This window comes from Acetobacter cerevisiae (assembly GCF_001580535.1).
In the GTDB taxonomy this organism is placed as follows: domain Bacteria; phylum Pseudomonadota; class Alphaproteobacteria; order Acetobacterales; family Acetobacteraceae; genus Acetobacter; species Acetobacter cerevisiae.
Map to the genome: position 1 here is coordinate 1 of NZ_LHZA01000152.1, position 23425 is coordinate 23425.

20 protein-coding genes, 1 other RNA gene and 1 pseudogene are annotated in these 23425 nt (G+C 60.2%); 8 read left to right on the forward strand and 14 right to left on the reverse strand.

Going from position 1 to position 23425, the window contains the following annotated elements:
* From AD928_RS10265 to hrcA, 4 genes and pseudogenes are all read right to left on the reverse strand, one after another.
* Nucleotides 1-371 (reverse strand): annotated as a pseudogene (locus AD928_RS10265) (hypothetical protein); the annotation flags it as partial.
* Between the two features lie 286 nt (nucleotides 372-657).
* Nucleotides 658-1789 (reverse strand): peptide chain release factor 2 gene (gene prfB / locus AD928_RS10270; RefSeq protein ID WP_156470181.1). Its coding sequence is split into 2 segments (ribosomal slippage): nucleotides 658-1719 and nucleotides 1721-1789, totalling 1131 coding nucleotides; the frame shifts between segments, so codons are not numbered across the junction.
* 50 nt (nucleotides 1790-1839) lie between these two features.
* Nucleotides 1840-4608, reverse strand: a complete 2769-nt coding sequence (locus tag AD928_RS10275) for a penicillin-binding protein 1A (RefSeq protein ID WP_062250328.1) — start codon at nucleotides 4606-4608, stop codon at nucleotides 1840-1842.
* Nucleotides 4609-4687: 79 nt separating this feature from the next.
* Nucleotides 4688-5761, reverse strand: a complete 1074-nt coding sequence (gene hrcA, locus AD928_RS10280) for a heat-inducible transcriptional repressor HrcA (protein WP_062250330.1) — start codon at nucleotides 5759-5761, stop codon at nucleotides 4688-4690.
* A 150-nt stretch (nucleotides 5762-5911) separates the two neighbouring features.
* Between hrcA and rph the strand changes: the two genes are divergently transcribed.
* From rph to mtnK, 3 genes are all read left to right on the forward strand, one after another.
* Nucleotides 5912-6640, forward strand: a complete 729-nt coding sequence (rph, locus tag AD928_RS10285; protein ID WP_062141126.1) for a ribonuclease PH — start codon at nucleotides 5912-5914, stop codon at nucleotides 6638-6640.
* 1 nt (nucleotide 6641) lies between these two features.
* Nucleotides 6642-7241: an RdgB/HAM1 family non-canonical purine NTP pyrophosphatase gene (gene rdgB, locus AD928_RS10290; protein WP_062250332.1), complete on the forward strand. Its 600-nt coding sequence runs from the start codon at nucleotides 6642-6644 to the stop codon at nucleotides 7239-7241.
* A 104-nt stretch (nucleotides 7242-7345) separates the two neighbouring features.
* Nucleotides 7346-8599, forward strand: coding sequence for an S-methyl-5-thioribose kinase (mtnK, locus tag AD928_RS10295; RefSeq protein ID WP_062250333.1), 1254 nt, complete (start codon nucleotides 7346-7348; stop codon nucleotides 8597-8599).
* An 83-nt stretch (nucleotides 8600-8682) separates the two neighbouring features.
* Here the strand turns inward: mtnK and AD928_RS10300 are convergent, their stop codons facing one another.
* The 4 genes from AD928_RS10300 to aroA form a co-directional block, all read right to left on the reverse strand.
* A complete protein-coding gene (locus tag AD928_RS10300) occupies nucleotides 8683-9945 on the reverse strand; it encodes an L-dopachrome tautomerase-related protein (protein WP_062250335.1) in 1263 nt (420 codons plus the stop codon).
* 380 nt (nucleotides 9946-10325) lie between these two features.
* The gene (gene rpsA / locus AD928_RS10305; protein ID WP_062250337.1) at nucleotides 10326-12038 is read right to left on the reverse strand and encodes a 30S ribosomal protein S1; all 1713 of its coding nucleotides are present in this window, start codon (nucleotides 12036-12038) and stop codon (nucleotides 10326-10328) included.
* 281 nt (nucleotides 12039-12319) lie between these two features.
* Complete coding sequence (locus AD928_RS10310) at nucleotides 12320-12973, reverse strand: (d)CMP kinase (protein WP_062250339.1); 654 nt, start codon at nucleotides 12971-12973, stop codon at nucleotides 12320-12322.
* Nucleotides 12970-14325 carry a 3-phosphoshikimate 1-carboxyvinyltransferase gene (gene aroA / locus AD928_RS10315; protein WP_197463940.1) on the reverse strand — a complete coding sequence of 452 codons (1356 nt, stop codon included), beginning with the start codon at nucleotides 14323-14325 and terminating at the stop codon, nucleotides 12970-12972. The genes AD928_RS10310 and aroA overlap by 4 nt, the downstream gene beginning before the upstream one ends.
* Nucleotides 14326-14561: 236 nt before the next feature.
* Here aroA and AD928_RS10320 point away from each other — a divergent pair, with 236 nt between their 5' ends.
* Nucleotides 14562-14891 (forward strand): TIGR02300 family protein, encoded by a 330-nt coding sequence (locus tag AD928_RS10320; RefSeq protein WP_062141136.1) that lies wholly within the window; start codon nucleotides 14562-14564, stop codon nucleotides 14889-14891.
* A gap of 109 nt (nucleotides 14892-15000) precedes the next feature.
* On the opposite strand, the gene folB is transcribed toward AD928_RS10320, so the two are convergent.
* The 6 genes from folB to ffs form a co-directional block, all read right to left on the reverse strand.
* A complete protein-coding gene (folB, locus tag AD928_RS10325; protein WP_043550422.1) occupies nucleotides 15001-15393 on the reverse strand; it encodes a dihydroneopterin aldolase in 393 nt (130 codons plus the stop codon).
* 5 nt (nucleotides 15394-15398) lie between these two features.
* Nucleotides 15399-16199, reverse strand: a complete 801-nt coding sequence (locus tag AD928_RS10330; RefSeq protein ID WP_082779411.1) for an SDR family oxidoreductase — start codon at nucleotides 16197-16199, stop codon at nucleotides 15399-15401.
* A gap of 23 nt (nucleotides 16200-16222) precedes the next feature.
* Nucleotides 16223-16819 carry a recombination mediator RecR gene (gene recR, locus AD928_RS10335; RefSeq protein WP_062250342.1) on the reverse strand — a complete coding sequence of 199 codons (597 nt, stop codon included), beginning with the start codon at nucleotides 16817-16819 and terminating at the stop codon, nucleotides 16223-16225.
* Nucleotides 16820-16835: 16 nt separating this feature from the next.
* Nucleotides 16836-17159 carry a YbaB/EbfC family nucleoid-associated protein gene (locus AD928_RS10340; protein ID WP_043550420.1) on the reverse strand — a complete coding sequence of 108 codons (324 nt, stop codon included), beginning with the start codon at nucleotides 17157-17159 and terminating at the stop codon, nucleotides 16836-16838.
* 46 nt (nucleotides 17160-17205) lie between these two features.
* Nucleotides 17206-19227, reverse strand: coding sequence for a DNA polymerase III subunit gamma/tau (locus AD928_RS10345; RefSeq protein WP_062250344.1), 2022 nt, complete (start codon nucleotides 19225-19227; stop codon nucleotides 17206-17208).
* Nucleotides 19228-19284: 57 nt separating this feature from the next.
* Nucleotides 19285-19382, reverse strand: an RNA gene (gene ffs / locus AD928_RS10350) — signal recognition particle sRNA small type.
* A gap of 128 nt (nucleotides 19383-19510) precedes the next feature.
* Here ffs and AD928_RS10355 point away from each other — a divergent pair.
* From AD928_RS10355 to AD928_RS10370, 4 genes are all read left to right on the forward strand, one after another.
* Complete coding sequence (locus AD928_RS10355) at nucleotides 19511-19951, forward strand: hypothetical protein (protein WP_231866224.1); 441 nt, start codon at nucleotides 19511-19513, stop codon at nucleotides 19949-19951.
* 110 nt (nucleotides 19952-20061) lie between these two features.
* Complete coding sequence (locus AD928_RS10360; protein ID WP_062250348.1) at nucleotides 20062-21036, forward strand: BadF/BadG/BcrA/BcrD ATPase family protein; 975 nt, start codon at nucleotides 20062-20064, stop codon at nucleotides 21034-21036.
* A gap of 190 nt (nucleotides 21037-21226) precedes the next feature.
* Nucleotides 21227-22288 carry an N-acetylglucosamine-6-phosphate deacetylase gene (gene nagA, locus AD928_RS10365; RefSeq protein WP_373320580.1) on the forward strand — a complete coding sequence of 354 codons (1062 nt, stop codon included), beginning with the start codon at nucleotides 21227-21229 and terminating at the stop codon, nucleotides 22286-22288.
* Nucleotides 22289-22380: 92 nt separating this feature from the next.
* Nucleotides 22381-23334 carry an aldo/keto reductase gene (locus AD928_RS10370; protein WP_062250351.1) on the forward strand — a complete coding sequence of 318 codons (954 nt, stop codon included), beginning with the start codon at nucleotides 22381-22383 and terminating at the stop codon, nucleotides 23332-23334.
* The last annotated feature ends 91 nt before the right edge of the window (nucleotides 23335-23425 follow it).

Here is a 23425-nt window from a genome sequence, read left to right on the forward strand (position 1 = left end):
GGTGGCGGTGGTGGCAGAATTCTGGTCTTGATCGGCGGATGCGTAACCGGAACGCTCGCAGACGTTCCCATGCCGTACATAAGTCCCATAACCGCCAAGAGATGCAGCAGAATCACAACCAGCAGAGCAACAACACCGACAACAGCTCCTGTTCCGATGACAAAGCGCACCGGACTCTGTTGCTGTTGCGCGTGGTCCTTCATATTTCTACATCCTCCTTCTTCCACGCCAGCCAAAGAAACACTGGCCAGCGCCATCACCTGATCTATGGCATCAAAAACTGATGGCCCTGCACCAACATTTCGTGCCTCAGCACTGGAATAGACTGACAGAGCTGCATGGCTGCCATCTTCCTGACCCTGATTGGGCAATTTGACAGCAAATATGTCAAGAATGTTCTTGATCGAAAATGAACGCTGCCTTGTTTGGGAGCAGAAGGCTCATAAAACAGGCACCGCGCACAAATCGGCAGAAAAAAGCCACTTTCTGTCAGGATGCCTCGAAAACAGACGCCTCTCTGCCTGTTTTGAGCCCAGTCTTATTTAAAAAAAAATTCTTTGTAACGTTCATGAATCTGTCGTGGTTCCCCATATCCACGCAATATAAAAAAACGGGCCCCGAAGAGGCCCGTTTTTTAACACTTCATAAACGTGCAGTTTATTGCGCGTTGGCACTCGCTTCAGAACGCGTTGCCCCAACCCGGGCCGCAAGGGCCGCTGCCATGAACGCATCCAGATCCCCATCCAGCACAGCGCTGGGGTTCCCTGTTTCCACGTTGGTGCGCAGATCCTTCACCATCTGGTACGGGGCCAGAACGTAAGAGCGGATCTGGTGCCCCCAACCAATGTCTGTCTTGGCGGCTTCTGTTGCCGCTGCCGCAGCTTCACGCTTCTGCAGTTCCGCCTCATACAGACGGGCCCGCAGCATCTGCATAGCCGTTGCGCGGTTGCGATGCTGGGAACGGTCGGTCTGACACGCCACCACAATACCCGTGGGCATATGGGTAATACGAATGGCCGAATCGGTCTTGTTAACGTGCTGACCACCCGCGCCAGAAGCGCGGAACGTATCGACCTTAAGGTCGGAATCGTTCACTTCGATCTCGATCGAATCGTCAATCACCGGATAGACCCAGACGGATGCAAAGGACGTCTGGCGGCGTGCCGCGGCATCAAACGGGGAGATACGCACCAGACGATGCACCCCGGCCTCAGTTTTCAGCCAGCCGTAGGCATTCGGGCCGGAAACCAGAATGGTGGCGGACTTCAACCCGGCCTGTTCACCTTCCGAGCTTTCCATCAGCGTGACTTTGTACCCATGAGCTTCCGCCCAGCGGGTGTACATGCGCAGCATCATTTCTGCCCAGTCCTGCGCTTCCGTACCCCCGGCACCGGCGTTGACTTCCAGATAGCAGTCGTTGCTATCCGCTTCGCCAGACAACAGGCTTTCGGTCTCACGGCGTTTGGCTTCTTCCGCCAGCGCCTTCAGGGCTGCTGTAGCTTCCGCCACAATCTCCGCATCCCCTTCAGCTTCCGCCAGTTCCACCAGTTCACAGGCGTCCTGCACGCTGGTTTCCAGCTTCTGCACGCCTTCCACCTGCCCGGCCAGCAGGGTGCGTTCACGCATCAGCTTCTGGGCGGCGTCGGAATCATTCCACAAATCCGGGTCTTCTGCCCGGTTGTTCAGTTCGGCAAGTCGAGCCTGGGCGACATCCCAGTTAAAGATGCCTCCTCAGCAGTGCAACCGACTGCTTGATCTGGTCATTAAGGGCTTCTGTCTCAGCCGACATCGGGCCGTCTCTCCATCAGGTCTTTATAAAATTCTTACGTGTGAACGGCCTCAATAAAGGCCGCCCATGCCAATGTCACCCCCGGACGCGGCAGGGGGCGCTTTTGCTGCACCCGGTGTTGCAGTCTGACCGGGGCTGGCGGCGCCTGTGCCAGACTGACCGGCACCGGCCGCCATATCACTTTCCGAATCCGGCATGTTTTCCGCACCCGTATCCGCCGCCGTCAGCTCATGCGAGGCGCCGTTATCCGCCAGACTGACGCTCACACCCGGAATCTGGCCCGGTTTAAAGGCATCAATCGCCACACCCCGACCCGTATCATACCGCACCAGCGTGACCCCCTCCGGCGCGGCAAAATCCAGCTTCGGCCGCCCTTCAAGTGCTGTTTTCATCACCTTGTTCCAGATCGGCCCGGCAATAGCCCCGCCGGTTTCGTTCTTACCCAGTGACTCCGGCGTATCAAATCCGATCCACACCACCGTCACCAGATCAGGCGAATAACCTGCAAACCATGCGTCATTAAAGTTCTGGCTGGTGCCGGTTTTGCCAGCCACGGGGTTATCAATCCCCTTCCCGGCCTGCACGCCGGTTCCACGCCGGATGACGTCCTGCAGCATGGTCGTAATCTGGAATGCGCTCTGCTCCGAGGCCACACGCGGGCGATTATCCTGCACTTCCGGAATCTCATCCTGCCCCGGCATGATGATCTTGACGGCATTATCCTGCACAGGCGCTGCGGCCGGTGCGGGAACCTTGCCTGCGTCCTGCCCCTTGGGCGCATCAGGGAAGATGGCATCGGCATCCGAAGGCTGGCCGGGTACGGGCGGCGTGGCCGCAGCATCCCCTGTCTGCGCAGACGCGGACACCAGAGAAATGCCCTCCGGCCGCCAGATCACATGGCCTTCACGGTCCTGCACATCATCAATCAGGGTAGGAGTGACTTTCCGGCCACCTGCCGCAAGGGAAGCGTAGGCTCCTGCTTCCTTCAGCACTGTGGTTTCCACGGCCCCCAGCGCTGCGGGCAGCACGTGCGGCATGGAATCCACCAGCCCGATTCGGGTCGCCAGATCCGCCACGTTCTTGATGCCGATATGGGCTGCCAGACGGATGGTCACCAGATTGCGGGATTCCCGCAGGGCGTCATGCAGAGAGGTCGGCCCCCAGAAATCTTTCTCGTAGTTGTTCGGGTGCCAGGTGCCATAAGACACCGGCGAATCATCAAACGACTGCGAGGGCGAAATGCCCTGTTCCATGGCCTGCAAATAGACAAACGGCTTGAAGGACGAACCGGGCTGACGCAGCGCCTGCGTGGCACGGTCAAACTGCGAGGTCTGGAACGACCAGCCGCCTACCAGCGCCATAACACGCCCGGTGCGGGCATTCAGCGTCACCACGGCACCTTCTACATGCGGCACCTGCATCAAGGCCACGCGGCTGCTTCCGGCCTGCGGTTCGATCATCACCAGATCGCCCGCTTTCAGTAGCCGGAAACGCCGGGTCCAGGACAGATCACGATCCTGAATCGCACCCGTCTGCGGTGTGCCGCCCTGCATGGCGGCTCCACGGCGCACAACAGCACCTTCCAGCCAGCCAACACGACCATGCGCCGGGTCCAGCACGACGGCCAGACGCCACTGGTCCAGCATGCCCAGCGGCACAGCTTCCGCATTCAGGGCAGCAACCCATTCTGCCTCAGATGAAGAGGCACTGACGGTTTGCAGATGCTTCACCGGACCACGCCAGCCACCATGCGCACGGTCATACGCCATCAGCCCCTGCCGCAGCACGGTCTGCGCTGTCAGCTGAAGGGCGGGGTCCAGACTGGTATGCACATCCAGTCCGCCCTGCATGGTCATGTCCTGACCGTATTTTTCCAGCAGCTGGCGGCGCACTTCCTCAGCAAACCACTCGGAGCCAGGAGCCGGACCGGGGCGCACAAACGTATGCGGGATCAGCGGTTCAGCCTCGGCAGCGCGCGCTGCTTCATGCGTCAGCGCGCCGGTTTCGGCCATACGCTCCAGCACCCAGTTCCGCCGGCCACGGGCGGCCTCAGGGAAACGAACCGGATTGTAATTGGTGGGCGATTTGGGCAGCGCACCCAGGAAGGCCGCTTCCGCATCATCCAGCTGATCCAGCGGTTTATTGAAGTAGGTCTGCGCCGCAGCGCCAATCCCGTAAGCACCGCTGCCCAGATAGATTTCATTCAGATAGATTTCGAGAATTTTTTCCTTGGGCAGAACCTGCTCAATCCGCATGGCGAGGAAGGCTTCCTTGGCCTTTCGCTTCATGGAGACTGCATTACTGCCCAGCAGCATGACGCGCGCCACCTGCTGCGTGATGGTGGACGCACCAATCGGCCTGCGTCCCTTGCCGCGCGTCAGATCCGTCAGACCAGCACGGGCAATCGCCATGGGGTCCACGCCCTTGTGGGTCCAGAACTTCTGGTCTTCCGCAGCAATAAAGGCGTTTTTCACCCGGTCCGGGATGGCGCTGGAGGGCACAAACACGCGGCGCTCATCGGCCAGTTCGGCAATCAGCCGGTCATCCGACGCATAAAGGCGGCTCATCACCGGCGGCTGATAGGTGCGCAGCCCTTCAACCGTTGGCAGATCGGCCACAATCCCTTCGTACTGGGTCCAGATGAGGACGACCGCCCCCGTGGTACCCACCAGCGCCAGAGCCGCGACGGTACCAAGCAGCCCTCGCCACTGGCGGAAACGCGGCCTGCGCCATGCGGGACCATGTCGGGAAGATGCGTCTCTTCCCTCATTTTTATTGGAAGAAGACCCGGGTTCACCAGAAGACGGAGTTCTTGTCATGCTGGTCCTTTACCATTCTCATGCGCTGCCGTCTTCAGTCTCGTCGCCCTTCCTGACCAGATGATGGCGAATTTTGCCCTTAACCGAGCATTTCACCCAAAAAACGCGCCGTATAATCCACAACCGGGACAATCCGACCGTAATTGATGCGTGTGGGGCCAATGACACCAATCGCGCCAACAATCCGATTGGCCTCATTCCGGGCCGGGGCCACGACCATCGACATGCCGGTGCCGCCAAACAGCCCGCTTTCCGCACCAATAAAGATACGCACGCCCTCTGAATGTTCCGCCAATTCCAAGAGACGCAGCATAGTTTCCTGCCGCTCCAGCCGGTCAAACAAGGCCTGAATGGCCAGCAGTCGCTCCTGCCCGTCTACATCCGACAGTAATTTGCCCTGCCCGCGAATAATCAGGGTGCCGCCGCGTTCATCTCCGCCGCCCCCCCAGATCGCCAGACCGCTTTCCACCACGTCGGCTGTCAGTTGATCCAAAGCGCTGCGATTTTCGGCAATATCCGCCCCGACCCGCTCCCGCAGGTCCGGGAGGGTCGCCCCAATCGTGTGGGCATTCAGATAGTTTGCGGCCTCCACCAGTGCAGAGGGCGGCATGCCAACGGGTGTTTCAATCACCCTGTTTTCCACATGCCCATCCGTGCCCACCAGCACAACCAGCGCCCGGTTTCCGCCCAACGCCACAAATTCAATATGTTTGACGCCACCCTCACCTTTTGGCGCAATCACCAGCCCGGCCGCATCAGACATGCCGGACAACAGGGAGGATGCTTCCGTTAGCGTATCCTGCAAGGACCGCCCCCGCGCTTCCAGCGACTGCCCGATGGCGCGACATTCCTCTTCCGAGAGACTGCCAAACTGCAACAAACCATCCACGAACAGGCGCAGCCCGGCTTCCGTCGGCAGGCGTCCGGCGGACGTATGGGGGGAGAACAGCAAGCCTGCTTCGGTCAGAGACGCCATGACATTGCGAATGGTGGCCGGAGACAACGGCAACCCGAGCCGACGGGACAGCGTGCGGGACCCCACAGGCTCCCCGCTGGCCACATATTCCTCCACAATTTCACGCAGAATGGTGGCGGACCGGGAATCCAGCCCCGGCGGCAGAACGGGTTTTGCAGGTCGCAGACCACGTTTCATGAGGGTCAGGCTCCTCCTTCACAACAGGACTCTTCTGCTTCTGCGCATCTCCGTCCTGCATGACAAGAAAAACAATGAAACGGCTCCATGGTTTCGCTCCCGCCAAAAGCACTTTATGTGCAGAGAATAATCTTTCTTAAGGAGCTTCCCATGCGTCCCTCCGGCCGCCAGCCCAACCAGATGCGCCCCGTCACCATTGAAACCGGCTTTGCCCGCCACGCGGAAGGCTCGGCGCTGATCCGCGTCGGGGGGACGGAAGTTCTCTGCGTCGCCAGTGTTGAAAGCCGGGTTCCGCCCTTCCTGCGCGGCAAAGGCACCGGCTGGGTCACGGCAGAATACGGCATGCTGCCCCGCGCCACCCACACCCGTGGCAACCGTGAAGCCGCCAAGGGCAAGCAGTCTGGCCGCACGCAGGAAATCCAGCGCCTTATTGGCCGCTCCCTGCGCTCCGTAGTGGATCTGGCCGCTCTGGGTGAAATGAGCATCACGCTGGATTGTGACGTGCTGAACGCCGATGGCGGCACGCGCTGCGCCTCCATTACCGGCGCATGGGTCGCCCTGCGTCTGGCCCTTGGCCAGCTGGTGGCCAAAAACGTGCTGAGCCACATGCCGCTGCGCGGACAGGTTGCCGCTGTGTCCTGCGGCCTGACCAAAGCCGGCCCGGTTCTGGATCTGGATTATGAAGAAGACAGCGCTGCCGCAGCCGACACCAATTTCGTGCTGACCGCCGACCGCCGCATTGTGGAAATTCAGGGCACCGCAGAAGAGGCACCGTTCACGGAAGATGCCTTCAACGAGCTGTTTGCTCTGGCCCGCACCGGCGTGTCCGTTCTGTTTGACGCCCAGACACTGGCCGTTGAAACGGCGGAGAACCGCTAACATGACGCACGGCAAACTGGAGGCTGGCAGCAAACTGGTTCTGGCCAGCCATAATACCGGCAAGCTGGCAGAATTTTCCACGCTGCTGGCGGATTTTGGAGTCACCGTGCTGTCTGCCGGGGACCTCAATCTGCCAGAACCGGAAGAAACCGCCACCACGTTTGCCGGCAATGCGGCGCTTAAGGCTCTGGCTGCGGCCAAAGCCACCGGCCTGCCCGCTCTGGCAGATGATTCCGGCCTGTGCGTCAGCGCACTCGGCGGCGCTCCGGGCATTTACTCCGCCCGCTGGGCTGGCCCGAACAAGGACTTCCCTGCCGCCATGGCGCGCATTGAAGAAGGCATTGGCTCGGACGAACGCGATGCGTGGTTTATCTGCGTGCTGTGCCTTGCCTGGCCCGACGGCACCACCCACAGCTTTGAAGGCCGTGTGGATGGCAGCATCACCTGGCCACCGCGCGGTGAAAAAGGCCATGGCTATGACCCGATTTTTACCCCCACGGGGGAAAGCCGGACCTTTGCCGAAATGGAAGAAGCCGAGAAAAACGCCATCAGCCACCGTGCTCACGCGTTTAAGGCTTTCAAACAGGCCTGTCTGGATTAAGGTGTTTTTCGGACAGGGTGACACGCCCTGTCCGTGCATTTCCTTTGCTGTGTGGGCAGCCTTCATCCACACGGCATGACTAAGCCCGGAAAAACAGAGTCATCATGACGACGCCAGAATTGCAGCAGGCTTCTCCCTACACCACTCTGGACCTTGAAGGCGTCCGGACGGTTATTGCCTCCCTCCCCCCTCTTGCAGCGCGCCTTGGCGGCACACCAGCCGAATGGCGCGTGTGGGAAGTCAGTGATGGCAACCTCAACATGGTGTTTGTGGCAGAAGGCCCGGAGGGCGGTGTCTGCCTCAAGCAGGCGTTGCCGCATGTGCGGGTTGACCCATCCTGGAAAATGCCGCTGGACCGTACGTTTTTTGAAGCCGCCTATCTGCGCGCCGTCTTTCCACATGTGCCAGACCTGACCACAGAGTGTCTGCATTTTGACCCTGAGCAGTTCATTCTGATTGTCCCCAGCCTGTCCGGACACACGGTGATGCGGACCGCCATGATGGCCGGACATTATCACCCTGCTGTTGCGGCGCAGGTTGGTGATTTTGTCGCCCGCAGCACGTTCGCGACATCCCTGCTGGCGGAACCGTTTGAACGCATTATGGATCGGCGGATCTGTTTTGCCCGCAACCAGACCCTGACCCGCATTACGGTCGATCTGGTTCTGACGGACCCATACCACGACCACCCGCGCAACCACTGGGCAGACCCGCAACTCACCCCGATTGTTGCCGCCCTGCGCACCAGTCCGGCAGTGCAAGCCCGTATTGATAGTCTCCGTCTGCGCTTTTTATGCACTCCGCAGGCTCTTCTGCATGGGGACCTGCATACAGGCTCCATCATGACGACGGGCACTGACACCCGGATTATTGACGGGGAATTTGCCACCTATGGACCTATCGGGTTTGATGCGGGACTGTTTGTCGGCAATCTTATTCTCAGTCTTTTCGCCACATCCGATCGTGCCGGTCAGGCTTTGCATCTGGATATGATCCAGACATTCTGGACAAGTTTCAAAAAACGCTTCCTTGCCTTGTGGCAGGAGAGAGAATGGGCAGAGGATCGTTCAACCCTCTATTACGCAACCACAGACAAATCGACACAGAATTTTGAAAAGTCTCTTTTTATACAAAACATTTTTCAGGATATGGCAGGATTCTGTGCCGCTGAAATCATCCGCCGCAGCATTGGCTACGCGCATGTTGCAGATTTCTCTGTCCTGACAGACCAGCCAACCCGCACCACACGCCAGAAGGCAGCGCTTCTTTTTGCAAAAGACTGCCTTGAACAGAAAAAACCCCTGAAACCTCTGGCTGATTTTCTTGAGCTTCTCTACCTGCACATGTCCGCGCTGTAAGCCGCACAACAAAGCGGCACGGGAATGGATTTCTGAAACCCGGCATAGTCAAAACCGCAAACAGATGAACTGATCGGAAGAAATCAGATTTTCTGTTCTGTATTATACGCAGGCACCGGCTCAATCGGGAAACGGATCAGGTGGTAGGGCGGCTTTCTTTTGTCCTGCCCACCGTTAAAGCTGGCCAGACGGTTCCATTGCCCCAAGGTGCAATAAACATGCGTTTTGGTGCAGAAAATCCCATCAGGCGAGAGAATACGCGGGTCATGCACCATCAGGTCAAATGAGCCATCCGTATTGCGCCGCAAGATACAATCCTGCTCAAAATTGGTTGTATAAATCCGCCCCTGCGCATCGGTCGCCAGCCCGTCAGCCGTGCCCTTCTCCCCTTCATCTTTGACGGCTGCCGCCAGCGCGGCCTCACTCACAGTCGGATCGGCCAGCAAAGCGGTGGGCAGGCTATACAGCCGACGGCTGGTAAGAGGTGCGTAAAACAGGCGGTCACTGTTCGGGCTCAGCGTGACGCCATCCGCCCCGCCAACCACAAAGCGCAGCGGCTTGCCCGGGGTGTAGACCAGCGGCACTCCTTCCACGACCGCCATGAACCCCGGCTCCGCCTGCGTGGAGGGATGCGTCGCTAACACACGGCGCTGACGCCCTGAGGCAATATCCACCACCACCAGAGCAGGACTGTGCCCAAAGGAGCTATCGGTCACAAAGGCTGTGCCCGCTGGCCCGTGCGTCATGTCCACGCGCAGATCATTCATATGGCTGTCCGGCAGCAGAGCCGGAGCCTTGAGAACAATTTTATGGACCAGCCGGTTGGTTTGCGGGTCAAAGCAGACCAGTTTCGCCGCCCCCGGCTGCAAGGGCTGGCCAGCCAGTTTGCCATCATCAATCGCCCAGACCCGGCCTTGCGTATCCATGGTCATGCCATGGATCGACATCAGCCGGTCTGCCGGGGCCGCCGCTGAGGGGAGGCTGAGGTCAGCGCTTGGCCAGGGCACAACACGCCCCTGCACCAGCTCTCCCAGCGTTGCCCCTTTATGGTTCACCGCATGCCGCGGAAAGCCCACAAAAATGCGCCCGGAATCCGTGACCACCACACCGGAGGGACCCGGCCCATAAAAATCCGCGACAATTTCAAAGGACCCGGCAGGTTCATAACCCTGATCACCATTCACGCCGGTTGTTGGCGTACCGCCACCGCTCCCTGCCTCCTGCGCAGCCCGCGCCGCAGACGGCCGGAGCAGACCTGCCGCAACAGGAAGGGCACAGCCACCCAGCATCACGGACTGTAAAAGCCGCCTGCGTCTGAGAGGCCGCCCCTCACCCTGCCCTGCCATTTCAGAGCCTCCTGACCGCTCCAACCCAGAGTTCTTTCCGCCATCCAACTCTCTTCCCACAGCGCTTTGTGTGTCCCGCGTCGGACTCCGGGCCGAAAGCGCCAGGGAAGAAGAGGGAAGCGAAGGGCCAGAAAACGGGCGAGACGTCATGGAAGCATCACTCCTGCCTGAAGGGTGGTCCACGCTCTCACGCACGCCCCAACCAGACAACCCCGTCTTCTGTGCCTGCTAGTCACAAATCCGAGGATGAGCACTCCCCGGCAGCAGAACACAAAAAAGGCGGCGTCGTTTCCGACACCGCCTTTTTCGAGGCTTGCTTTAACACTCTTCCATCAGGCGAGGCGGGCCAGAAGGCCGCTCCACCCTCAGGTCCGACTGTCTTAGCTATCCGTGTTACGACGACGAATTGCCGCACCCAGAATATCACCGAGAGACGCACCGCTGTCAGATGAGCCGTATTCGTTGATAGCCTGCTTGTCTTCTTCAACTTCGCGACCTTTGATGGTCAGCGCAAGCTTGCGAGCGGCACGGTCAACAGAGACCACCTTCGCATCAACGCGTTCACCAACCGCAAAGCGTTCCGGACGCTGCTCAGCCTTGTCACGGGCCAGTTCAGCACGACGGATGAAGCCGGTCAGAACGTCGTCAACCTTCACTTCAATCCCGTTGGACTGAACTGCGGTGACGGTGCAGGTCACGATGGCACCTTTCTGAACGCTCGTCAGAACGTCAGCTGCCGGATCTTCCTGAAGCTGCTTGATACCGAGAGAGATACGTTCTTTCTCGACATCCACGTCCAGAACCTTGGCTTTGACAACCTGGCCCTTTTCGTAGTGCTTCATGGCTTCTTCGCCGGTTTCGTCCCAGGACAGGTCGGACATGTGAACCATGCCGTCGATGTCTGCAGACAGACCAACAAACAGACCGAACTCGGTGATGTTGCGGATTTCGCCTTCTACGGTGGAGCCGATCTTGTGCTCTTCCGCGAACTGCTCCCACGGGTTGCGCTGAACCTGCTTGAGGCCCAGAGAGATGCGGCGCTTCGCGCTGTCCACATCCAGAACCATCACGTCGACTTCCTGAGAAGTCGCAACGATCTTGCCCGGATGGACGTTCTTCTTCGTCCAGGACATTTCGGAAACGTGCACCAGACCTTCAACGCCCGGCTCCAGCTCAACAAATGCGCCGTAATCGGTGATGTTGGTCACGCGGCCCGTGTAACGCGCACCCGGCGGGTACTTCAGGGCAACATTTTCCCACGGATCAGCTTCAAGCTGCTTCATGCCCAGGGAGATGCGCTGCGTATCCGGGTTGAAGCGGATAACCTGCACGCGTACCGGCTGGCCGATCTGCAGAGCTTCGGACGGGTGGTTGATGCGCTTCCATGCGATGTCGGTCACATGCAGCAGGCCGTCAACGCCGCCGAGGTCAACGAACGCACCGTAATCGGTGATGTTCTTCACAACGCCGTCCAGGATCATGCCTTCAGTCAGGCCCTGGATCAGTTCGCTGCGCTGTTCTGCGCGGGTTTCTTCCAGAACAGCACGACGGGAGACAACGATGTTGCCTCGTGCACGATCCATTTTCAGGATCTGGAACGGCTGCGGAACACCCATCAGCGGGCTGACGTCACGCACGGGGCGGATATCAACCTGGCTGCCGGGCAGGAACGCCATGGCGCCACCCAGATCAACCGTGAAGCCACCTTTAACGCGGCCATAGATGGTGCCGTTGACGCGCTGGTTTGCTTCGAACGCTTTTTCAAGGTTCGTCCAGGCTTCTTCACGGCGGGCTTTTTCACGAGAGAGCACGATGCTGCCGTCACGGTCTTCGTAACGCTCAACATACAGCTCAACAACGTCACCCGGTTTGACATCGGGTGTAACACCCTGAGGAGCAAATTCGCGCAGGGAAACGCGGCCTTCGCTCTTCAGACCAACATCGACAATCGCGAATTCGTCGGTCAGGCGGACAATGCGCCCACGCACAACGGACCCGTCAAAGCCGGTATCGCGGCCGAGGGTCTCGCCAAGAAGGGAAGCAAAATCTTCGCCACGGAAATGATCCGTGGCCGGGGTTGCGGCTGAAGCCATGTGTAACTGTAAATCCTGCGTCGGCCCGAAAAATGCAGCCGACACTTCCTGCGCACCGCCTGCCGGCAGCACGACTTGCCGCGGAAAAGGGAACGGACCCTCTGGCCCGTCTGGTTCCCGCGACCCTGACTGAAAAGGAAACCCGCTGCAAACAACAGGCATCTGAGGGCAGAGACACCCACCACCGGCGGCTTGTCAACACAATCCGGCGGATTTTGATGGAGGGTGGCGGTAAAATTATTGATTTCGCGAGAACTTCTTTTTGCAGCCCTCGCAAGACCTCAGCCTGCGTGGGTGCCGAGTCGCTCCCGCACAACCCGCAGCGCTTCGGCCAGAACGGCATCCGCGCTGAGTGTGTCGGTCTCAATTACCACCGCATCGGCAGCCACCTGCATGGGGGCCGCTTCGCGCCCGGCATCTGCCGCGTCCCGTGCTTTTAAAGCCGCTGCCATCTCGGCCAGACGCGCCTCCGCACCCTCCACCTTCGGGTCTTCCCCCAACTGCAAAAAGCGGCGGAGCGCCCGCGTAGCCGGAGAGGCCGTGATGAACAGTTTGACGTCCGCATCCGGGAAAATGGCCGTGCCAATATCCCGGCCATCCAGCACCCCGCCACGCGCCTGCGCAAACCGACGCTGCGTTTCCACCAGTGCACTACGCACTGCGGGCTGGGATGCAACCTGACTGGCGGCACGCGCTACTTCCTGCGTGCGCAGGTCTTTACGCTGGGTATCTTCCGCCTTCAGCGTGCGGGCAAACTCTTCTGCCGGAGCTGCCGGGTCCTGCCCGGCATCCAGCACCAGACGCCCCACAGCCCGATAGAGCAGGCCTGTATCCAAATATGGCAGGTTCAGTTCTGCTGCCAGACGCTTGGCCAGCGTGCCTTTACCTGCCGCTGCCGGGCCATCAACCGCAAGAACCGGACCGCCGCGCATCATGCTGAAAACCCTGCACCAAGGCTGTTCATCAGCGTGAAATAGCCGGGGAAGCTGGTGTCAATAAACGCGGTATCATCAATATCCACCGGCTTTTCCGTCACCAGTCCCAGCACAGAGGCACTCATGGCCAGACGATGGTCCATATGGGTTTCCACCAGACCGCCGCCGGGAATATGGCCGCCAGTGCCATGGATAATCAGGTCATCCCCATCAATGCGGGTGCGCACGCCGTTATTTTCCAGCAGCGCTACCGTGGACGCCAGACGGTCGCTTTCCTTCACCCGCAGTTCAGCCAGCCCGCGCAGGCGGGAAATGCCCGAGGCATACGCCGCGGCCACGGCGAGAATGGGGTATTCATCAATCATGGACGGTGCGCGATCTGCCGGGACATCCACGGCCTGAAGCGAGGAGGCCCGCACATGCAGGTCACCCACCGGCTCGCCACCCTCGGTGCGCTCATCCAGAATATCCAGACGCCCGCCCATTTCCCGCAAGGTGGTGAACAGGCCGGTGCGGAGCAGGTTCAGCCCCACATTGGAAATCAACACATCAGACCCCGGCACCAGCAGGGCCGCCACCAGCACAAAAGCGGCAGAAGACGGGTCACCCGGCACAGTTACATCCCGCGCCACCAGACGCGGCTTGCCTTCCAGCCGGATAATGCGCCCACCGTCCGGCGTTTCGTCCACCGTGACGTGCGCGCCAAAGTGCCGCAGCATGTTTTCGGTATGATCACGGGTCGGCACAGGTTCTTCCACCTGCGTCACACCTTCCGCATTCAGGCCCGCCAGCAGAACTGCGGATTTCACCTGCGCGGACGCCACCGGCAGACGGTAGGACAGTGGTGCCGGCTGCGCGTTACCCTGAATGGCCAGCGGCAGACGCCCGCCTTCCCGCGCAAGGAACGTCGCCCCTGTGCCTGCCAGCGGGTCCATCACGCGCTTCATCGGGCGGCGGCGGAGACTGGCATCCCCGGTCATGACGGACATAATGCCGTGGCTGGCCAGCAGGCCGGACAGCAGACGCGCCGCCGTGCCGGAATTGCCCATGTCCAGCACATCTGCGGGTTCCTGCAACTCACCAAGCCCGCAGCCATGCACATGCCAGCGACCATCATCTTCCCGGGAAATTTTTGCGCCAAGCGCCCGCATGGCGGCGGCAGTGCGCAGCACATCCTCGCCTTCCAGCAGGCCCACAATGCGCGTCTCACCTTTGGCAAGCGCTGCAAACATCAGGGCGCGGTGGCTGATGGATTTGTCACCCGGCACGGCAATTTTGCCGCTGAGGGACGAAGCTGGGCGGGAAACACGCAGAGCGCTGGAGGGGGAAGCAGAAGGCTGTGTCATGGTCATTTCATTCCGGCTTGTCCTGCCGTAAGTCAATCCGGCACGCGGGAAAACGGCGTCTTTTTTGCGTAAAAATATGCGTAACCGGTGCTTCAGGGTTTGACAGGACACCTGTGCAATGGCATGTGGCCTCGCCTTAATACGTCTGGATCGTTTTCCTTCCGCGCCGCGGTTTGAAGGGAATCGTCCTTTTCCGGGACACGCTTTGTCCCAATGTCTGACCAGGATCGACAGGTAGCAAGATGTCCCAGCCCGATCTCGGCACCAAACGCGTCTGCGTGTCCTGCGGTGCCCGCTTCTATGACCTGCACAGGTCTCCCGCCGTTTGCCCGAAATGTGGCACGGAACAGCCGGAACTCGTCTCCCGCCTGCGTCGCAGCACGGACAGTCTGACACCGCATGCAGACACACCGGCTCCGGCCAAGAAAGAAGATGAAGATATCGATATCGACACAGATGCCGATACCGATGGCGATGATGTGATGGAAGACACGTCCGATCTGGACGATGATGATGATGACATCAGCTCTGACATCGACGTCAGCACGGATTCGGACGAACACGATTCCTGATTCGCCTCAGGGCGTCGGGCTTTCCCCGGCCCCTGCTCAGCCAGACATCACGCTATCGTGATGTGCCTTTAAAAGCCCGCTTCTGCCGGGCTTTTTTTGTGCCCGGCTTTTACGCGCGGCGTTCTATTTCCACGCCCACGGCTTCAATTTCTTCAAACACATCCAGCTTTTCAATCAGCACACGCACAACGCGCACGCGGGTATCCGCCAGCACGCCTGCGGCAATACGCTCAGCCAGCGTTTCCACCAGCTGCACATGGCCTTCCTGCACAATACGACGCACCAGCAGCACGACGTCCTCGTAAGAAACTGTGCGACTCAGGTCATCTGCGCCGACTTCCAGATCATTCCTGTCCACCACACCGAAGGAGACGGACACGCGAATACGCTGCGTGACCCCCTGCTCGTGCGGGAACACGCCGATATGGGCATCCAGCACCATGTTTTTCAAAAACAGATGGCGCAACGGCGGCTGGTCCGCCCAGGGAGCAAAAATTGTCATGTGTCCTATTCTTCCAGCACCGCACCGGGCGGGAGAGCCGGTGACCATTGCAGATGCTGCCCGCCATCCAGCGCCAGCATCTGGCCGGTGACAGACGGCAGGGCCAGCAGGGCCAGCGCCGCCCGCGCCACTTCCTCCGGTGAGGTCCCATGCCCCAGCGGCACCGAGGCGCATTGCTTTGCAAACTGCTCTTCGGTCTGGCGCGGGCTGGGCAACGCCGGGCCGGGGCCGACGGCATTCACCCGGATTTTTTTAGGTGCCAGCGCCAGCGCCATGGTTTGCGTCAACGTCCACAAGGCGCTTTTGGAGACGGTATAGCTGATGAAATGCGGCGTGAGAGACCACACGCGCTCATCCAGCATGTTCAGAATCATCCCCTCCGCCTGAGCCGGAAGGGCTTTGGCAAAAGCCTGCATCAGCACAAACGGCGCGCGCAGGTTGGGCTTCATATGCCCCACCCAGCTCTCCCGCGTGGTGTTGTCCCACTCATCACGCTCAAAAGTGGAGGCATTATTCACCAGCACACCCAGCGGGCCGCCCAGAGCCTCCATGGCACCGGGGATCAGCGGGGTCACCTCTTCCTCCCGCGCCAGATCGCCTTGCAGCAGGCAGCCTTTGCGCCCACGGGCCTCGACAGCTTTCAGCGTTTCTTCTGCCCCATCCCGGTCTCCCCGGTAATGGATAGCGACATCAAACCCGGCCTCAGCCAGAGCCAGCACAATAGCCCGCCCCAGACGCGCTTTGCCGCCCGTCACCAGAGCACGGCGCGGCATAGCGGGGGAAATGGGGAACACGCTCAGCGGCACAAAGGCATTGGTCTCGGGCGCGTTCATGCTGGCCTCCGTGCGCCAAGGGCTGCGGCCAGCGTGCCATCATCCAGCACATCCAGCGCACCACCCACTGGCATACCCTGCGCCACGCGGCTTACAGTCACGCCCTCGTAAAAAGCCAGTTTGTCCATCAGCCAGTGCATGGTTGTCGCTCCCTCTACTGTCGCGCCAAGGGCGAGAATGACTTCCCGCACGCTGCCCTGCTCCAGCCGCTCCAGCAGCGGGCTGATATTCAGATCTTCCGGGCCGATCCCGGCCAGAGGGGAAAGCGTGCCCCCCAGCACCTGATACACGCCACGGTGCACTCCCGCGCGCTCCAGCGCCCAGAGGTCTCCCACCGTTTCCACCACACACACCACGCTCGGGTCCCGCAAGGGGTCCGTGCAGATATGGCAGGGGTCAACCGTGTCCAGATTGCCGCAGGTGGAACAGGTTTTTACGGCCTCTCCCGCACGCTCCAGCGCACGGGCCAGCGGCACAAGGCGCGCCTGCGGGTCACGTAGCAGAAACAGGGCAATGCGGCGGGCAGAGCGCGGGCCAAAGCCCGGCAACCGCCCCAAAAGCCTGATCAGCTGCTCTATTTCATGCCCGCCCATGCCGCGCTACGTCTGGTCAGAACGGGAGTTTCATACCAGCAGGCAGGTTCAGGCCGCCGGTGACTTTCTGCATTTCTTCCGCTGCTGTTGCGTCCAGCTTGGTGCGGGCATCAGCGCAGGCCGCCATAATCAGGTCCTGCAGCATTTCCATTTCTGCCGGGTCAGCCAGCTTGGGATCGATCTGGATGGAGCGCATGTCGCCCTTGCCGCTCAGCACAACTTTCACCATGCCCGCACCTGCGGAGCCTTCAATGTTCATGGCTTCCAGCGAGCTCTGCATGGCTTCCATTTTGGCCTGCATCTGAGTGGCCTGCTTCATCAGTCCGGCAAGATTTTTCACAGCATCTCTCCTATCTGGCTGCACCAGTGCAGCCTGTTTGTTCGGTCTAGTCTATCGACAGCCCCGGGTCGGAAGGTCGTTCATCCTCGTCCAGCAGCTCAGCGTCAAGCGGAGCAAAGACAAGTTCCGGGGGCTCTTCCGGCGGCAGACCATACTCATCCAGAGCATGATCCTGCACGTCTCCCAGTTCAGCATCCGGGAAGACAGCCAGAATGGCCTTTACCAGCGGATGCGCCTGTGCGGTGCGCCGCTGGAACTGGATAATTTCCGCGCCCTGCTCATCCAGCGTCGGCTCGCCTTCCTCCTGAGAGAGGCGAATACGCCAGGGCATCTCAGACGCGCTTTCCAGCACTTTCTGAAACTGGCGCGGCAAATCCGCAGGCAGGCCGGGCTGCATCCGCATGGTAATGGCACCGGGCGCGAAGGACACCACATGCACGCCGTTGCGCAAATTCCCGTGGAGCAGAGCCTCGCGCCGGCCTTTGACCAAAGCAACTGCCTCACGCCATGTGCGCGGCACCACCGGCCCTTGCGGTTCGGGCGCGGCCACAACTTCCGGCTCGGGGGATGGCGTTGCGTCAGCCTCTGGCTCCTGCACGGCAACGGCAGACGCAACAGCGGGCGCGCTGGTCGTAACCGACGTTCCTGCGACCATCCGCAGGGGTGGCGGGCCTTCCTGTCCGCCCGATCTGCCGCCGTCAGACCGGGCCTCACTCAGAGCGGAGGGCGCATTCCCCTCCGGCCCTGCAGCCCCGCCCTGGGCTCCAGAGGGAGCCGGAGCGCCCCCCTGCCCGGACAGCCGCCGCACCAGATCTTCCGGCGAGGGCAGATCCGCCACGTAACACAACCGGATCAGCACCATATCCGCCGCAGCGCGGCGGTCTGATGCCATTTCCACTTCCTTCAGGCCCTTCACCAACATCTGCCAGGCGCGCATCAGCACCGGCACGGGAAAAGCTTCGGCCATCTCGGTGCCGCGCACCCGCTCGGCTTCCGGCATTTCGGCCGAATCCCGCAGGGACGGCACGGCCCGCAGGCGGGAGATGGTGTGGATCAGATCCAGCATATCGCCCAGAACCAGCCCCAGATCAGCCCCGCGAGCATGCGCCGCATCGGCCAGCGCCAGAGCCTGATCGGGCTTGCCAGTCATGGCGGCGTCCAGCAGGTCAAACACTACCTGCCGGTCAGCCAGCCCCAGCATGTCACTGACGACGGAGGCACCGATTTCGGCTTCATCCTCACCCTGCGCAATGGCCTGATCCAGCAGGGACAGTCCGTCACGCACGGAGCCATCCGCTGCACGGGCAATCAGCGCCAGTGCATCTTCGGACAGCCGGACATGTTCTTTTTCAGCAATACGGGCAAAGAGTGCGGCCAGATCGGCCTGCGGCACGCGGCGCAGGTCAAACCGCTGGCAGCGGGACAGCACCGTAACCGGCACTTTGCGCAGTTCCGTGGTGGCAAAAATGAAGGTGACCTGTGCCGGCGGCTCTTCCAGCGTCTTGAGCAACGCATTGAAGGCGTTGCGCGAGAGCATGTGCACTTCATCAATGATGAAGACTTTCATGCGGCCCTGCATGGGGCGGAACCGCGTGGCCTCAATAATCTCGCGCACGTCATCTACGCCGGTGCGGGAGGCTGCGTCCATTTCCAGCACGTCGGGGTGCCGGTCATTCAGAATAGCCACACAGTTGGTGCACACGCCGCACGGGTCTGCCGTGGGACCACCGTTGCCATCCGGGCCAATACAGTTGAGCGCACGGGCAATAATACGGGCGGTGGTGGTTTTGCCGACCCCGCGCACGCCTGTCAGCATGAAGGCATGCGCCACGCGCCCAAGCGCGAAAGCGTTCCGCAAGGTGCGGACCATGGCTTCCTGACCAATCAGGTCATCAAACGTCGTGGGGCGATATTTGCGCGCCAGAACACGGTAGGGAGAGGTGTTCTGAGGCGGAGAGGCCGGGGCGGGGACTGCTGGAGCGGCGTCGCCAAACAGACCGGGGCCTTCCATCACAGGATCGGGCAGCCCGTCATCCCGGGAGTGGTGCGCATCGGTCTTATCGGTCATGACAGTTCCGAGGAAAAAAACTCACGCTCCTGTGGCCTGAGGCTCTGAGCGGAAAAAGGTGGAAAGCCGAACAATGACCCGCTCGAAACTCACTAGGGCTGCTTCCTTCCGGACCTGACCAGGTTAGCAAGGCGCTCGTCCACTGCCGACTTTCCGAGGAGAGAGATAGCACCAAACCGCCACGCCTGCCAACCCTGCCCTTTTCCCTCTTTGCCTTGCGGGAAGGGCCGGGCTAGGAGGTATAAGGTCTGAGCCATTCCTTGCCCCTTCAGAGAGTCTGAGCGTGTCCAAATTCAGCCTGTTCCCCCATGCCGCCATGGTCCTGCTGGCTTCCGCCCTGACCGTCGCCCCTCTGTATGCTCATGCTGACGAGGAAGAGGACAAATCCTCCGTGCGCAGCACGGTGCCGAACGCACAGCTCCAGAAGGAACTGGCCGTTCTGCAATACAAGCCCGAGGCTGCCAGCCCCGCCTGTATCGACTCCCTGAAGGAACTGCATAAAACACAGGCCCAGCTGCAGGAAGAACAGACCCGCACGAATGATCAGGATCTGGCGATCGCGCAGGACGTGCTGGAATCCGATTTTGAAAATTCCATCGAACTCTGCTCGCCCGACGTCCGGCAGCTTTGTGAAACACCCAACCCGGAAAAAACGCTGGCACTGGCCTGTGAACGGCTGGGCAGCATTCCGGATGGCCCTCAGTCCACCTCTGCGGCCGAGTGACACACTGTAGAGTTTTGCCCATAGCGCACGTTTTGAAAACGATATAATCTTGACGCTCTGCAACCAGCTTCCTTTTGCAAAGAGCGTCCTTTTGACCAAAGCCCGTGACCATGCCTGAGCCTTTTGTGCCCCCTCACCTGCCGCAGGGCCCGGCTATTCTGGCAGTGGATGGTGGCGGCACAAAAACGCTGGCCGTGCGTGTTGGCCCGGATGCCACCGTTCAGGCAATGCAGATCACCAAAGGCTGCAATCCGTTTGACCAGCCCGACTGGCAAAATAGTCTTACAAACCTCGTCACCCCTCTTGCGTCTGGCTTACAGGCCGCAGCCTTTGGGATTGCAGGCTATGGTGAAAACCGGGAGACGGGCCGCCTGCTCCGCACCCATATGCACCAGCTCTGCCCCGTCTCCCTGCTCAGCCTGACCAATGATGTTGATATGGCCTGCATCGGTGCCTTTGCGGGCGAGGCTGGTGTTCTCCTGCTCTCCGGCACGGGGTCCATGGCCTGGGCGTCAGACGGCGCAGGCCAGACAGCCCGCGTCGGGGGATGGGGACCGGTTTTTGGTGATGAGGGCAGCGCCTACTGGATTGGCCGCAAAGCCCTGCAACGTGTGTGTCAGGCCATGGACGGTCGTGCCCCGGACGCAAAAGACTTTGCCCGGAAGATCTGCGCCACCATGAACTGGCCCGATGAAAACCCGGCAGCCCTCGACGCCCTGCTTGGCTGGTACAACCAGCAGGAACGCCCCCGCCCCGCCGTGGCCCACTGCGCCCGCCTGATTGATCAGATGGCGGAAGCCGGCTGCCCGGAGGCTCAGGCCCTCATCACACAGGCTGCGCAGCATCTTGCCACCCTTGTCCAGACAGCGCGTGCGCGCTTTTCTGAACACACTCTGCCCTGGAGTTATGCGGGGAGCGTTTTCAAAAGTCGCTTGCTGCGCGAGACTTTAACAGAATTATGCAGTGCCCCTCAGCCTCCGCGCCTGCCGCCTGTTGGTGGCGGGATTATACAAGCCGCCAGACTGGCCGGCTGGCCAATTGACGCCGCATGGATTGCACGCCTTGCACATGCGCTGGATACTTAACAAATCCAGAAAAAATCACTGATTTTTCATAAAACACTATGGACACCATCCCTTTGGAAACAGGAGCACCGACACAACACGCTTTCTTCAAAGAATTTCCATAACATCCTGCCACCGTATAAAGCCTTTGCAAACAGGAGCCTCACCCATGTCAGACCTTGACGGACATCTTGTTCTTCCTGACCGGATCATGCCCGGACGCCTCTCTTTTTCCGGAAAGATTGAGAGCACTGAAGCCCGGAGCGCGGTGCCAGACCGTTATATTCTGCCGGGCTTTATTGATGGCCATGTGCATGGCGGCAACGGGGCAGACACTATGGATGGTGTAGAGGCCATCCACACCCTTTCCCGCTTTCACGCGCAGCATGGCACCACCACCATTTTGCCCACCACCATTACACGCCCCTGGGCAGATGTAATGGAAGCCCTGCGTGCCGTTGCAGAAGTGGTACGCACACAAATCGCTGGCGGACCGGTTGTGCATGGCGCGCATCTGGAAGGCCCGTTTGTCAGCCCGCACAAGCTGGGTGCCCAACCGCCTTACTCCATTCCCCCTACAGCAGACCGCGTGGCTGAAGCACTTGCCACTGAGTGCGTGCGTGTTGTGACACTTGCTCCCGAACTCCCCCACGCGCAAACGGCCATTCAGCAATTTGCAGATGCAGGCGTTCGCGTCAGCCTTGGTCATACCGTTGCAGACTATGAAGAGGCCAATGCTGCCATTTGCCATATCTGCGCAGCGGGTGGCGTTGCCGGGGGCACGCATCTGTTCAACGCCATGGCTCCCATTACCAGCCGTAAGCCCGGTCCCGTCACGGCCCTGATGTGCAGTGATGCTTACGCCGAAATGATTTTTGACACCCATCATGTTCACCCCGCCACCTTCCGGCTGGCGCATCGCGTGATGGGAGGCAGGCTGGTTTTTGTCACAGACGCCATGCGGGCCACCGGCCTGCCCGAAGGCCCCAGCCAGTTGGGTGGGCAGGAAGTTATGGTGAAAGACGGCACCGCCCGCCTGCCCGATGGCAGTCTGGCAGGCAGCGTGCTGACGCTGGATCAGGCCCTGCGCAACGCTCTTCAGGCTGGCACACCCTTGCAGGAAGCTGCTGCTCTACTCAGCACCAATCCGGCCCGCTATTTAGGCCTGACAGACCGGGGCGCACTGGAGTCAGGCAAGCGCGCTGATTTTGTCGTGCTGGATTCCGCCTTTATGGTTGAGGAAGTCTGGGTGGGCGGGGAACGCATTCACTAAAGCCACGCAGACCTGCTCTCCGGGAACAGGCAGCGTGCGCGTTACGTTATGCAGATACCCAGACACCTGACACAAACAAAGAGAGATGAACTATGGATTTTCGCCCCCTCGGCACCACCGGCTTCCAGATTGCCCCCATTGTTTTTGGTGGCAATGTGTTCGGCTGGACCCTTGATGAAAAAACCAGCTTCAGCATTCTGGATGCATTTGTTGACCACGGCTTTAACGCCATCGACACAGCTGATGTCTATTCCGTCTGGGCCCCGGGGAACGAGGGTGGCGAGTCTGAAACCATTATTGGCAACTGGCTCAAGGCCAATCCGGGCAAGCGGGATCAGGTTTTCATTTTCACAAAGGTCGGGTGGGATCTGGAAAAGCCGGGCGAGAAAGGGCTTTCCGAACGCTGGATTATGGAAGCGGCCGAACGCTCACTCAAACGTCTGGGCGTTGAACGGATTGATCTCTATTTCTCCCACAGGGCTGACCCGGAAACGCCCTATGAAGAAACGCTCGGCGCTTTTGACAAACTGCTGAAAGCCGGAAAAATCCGCGCCATCGGGGCCTCTAATCTGGATGCCAGCCAGCTCAGTTCTGCACTGGATGTGGCCAAAACCCACAACCTGCCGCGCTATGAAGTCATTCAGCCCGAATATAACCTGTATGACCGCAATTCCTATGATGGCGCACTGCGGGATCTGTGCATCAAAGAGAAGCTCGGCGTGGTGCCCTATTACAGCCTTGCATCGGGTTTCCTATCCGGAAAATACCGCACGCAGGATGATCTTTCCCAAAGCGCGCGCGGGTCTGGCATTGGCAAATATCTCAACCCACGTGGCCTGAAAATTCTGGCAGCCCTTGATGCCGTTGCTGCCCGGCATGATGCCAAACAGGCTGAAGTTGCTCTGGCCTGGCTGATTGGGCGGGAAGGGGTCACAGCCCCCATCGCCAGCGCAACCCGGCGTGAACATATCGAGAGTTTTGCAAAAGCCGTTCAGCTGAACCTCTCTGCAGAAGACCGTGCAGAGCTGGATGCCGCCAGCGCCTGACGCAACGGCATCAGCCCCAACAAAAAAGGGAAGAAGATCGGAGTATCCGGCCTTCTTCCCTTTTTTATAAACACTCTCTTTTTCAGGGTAT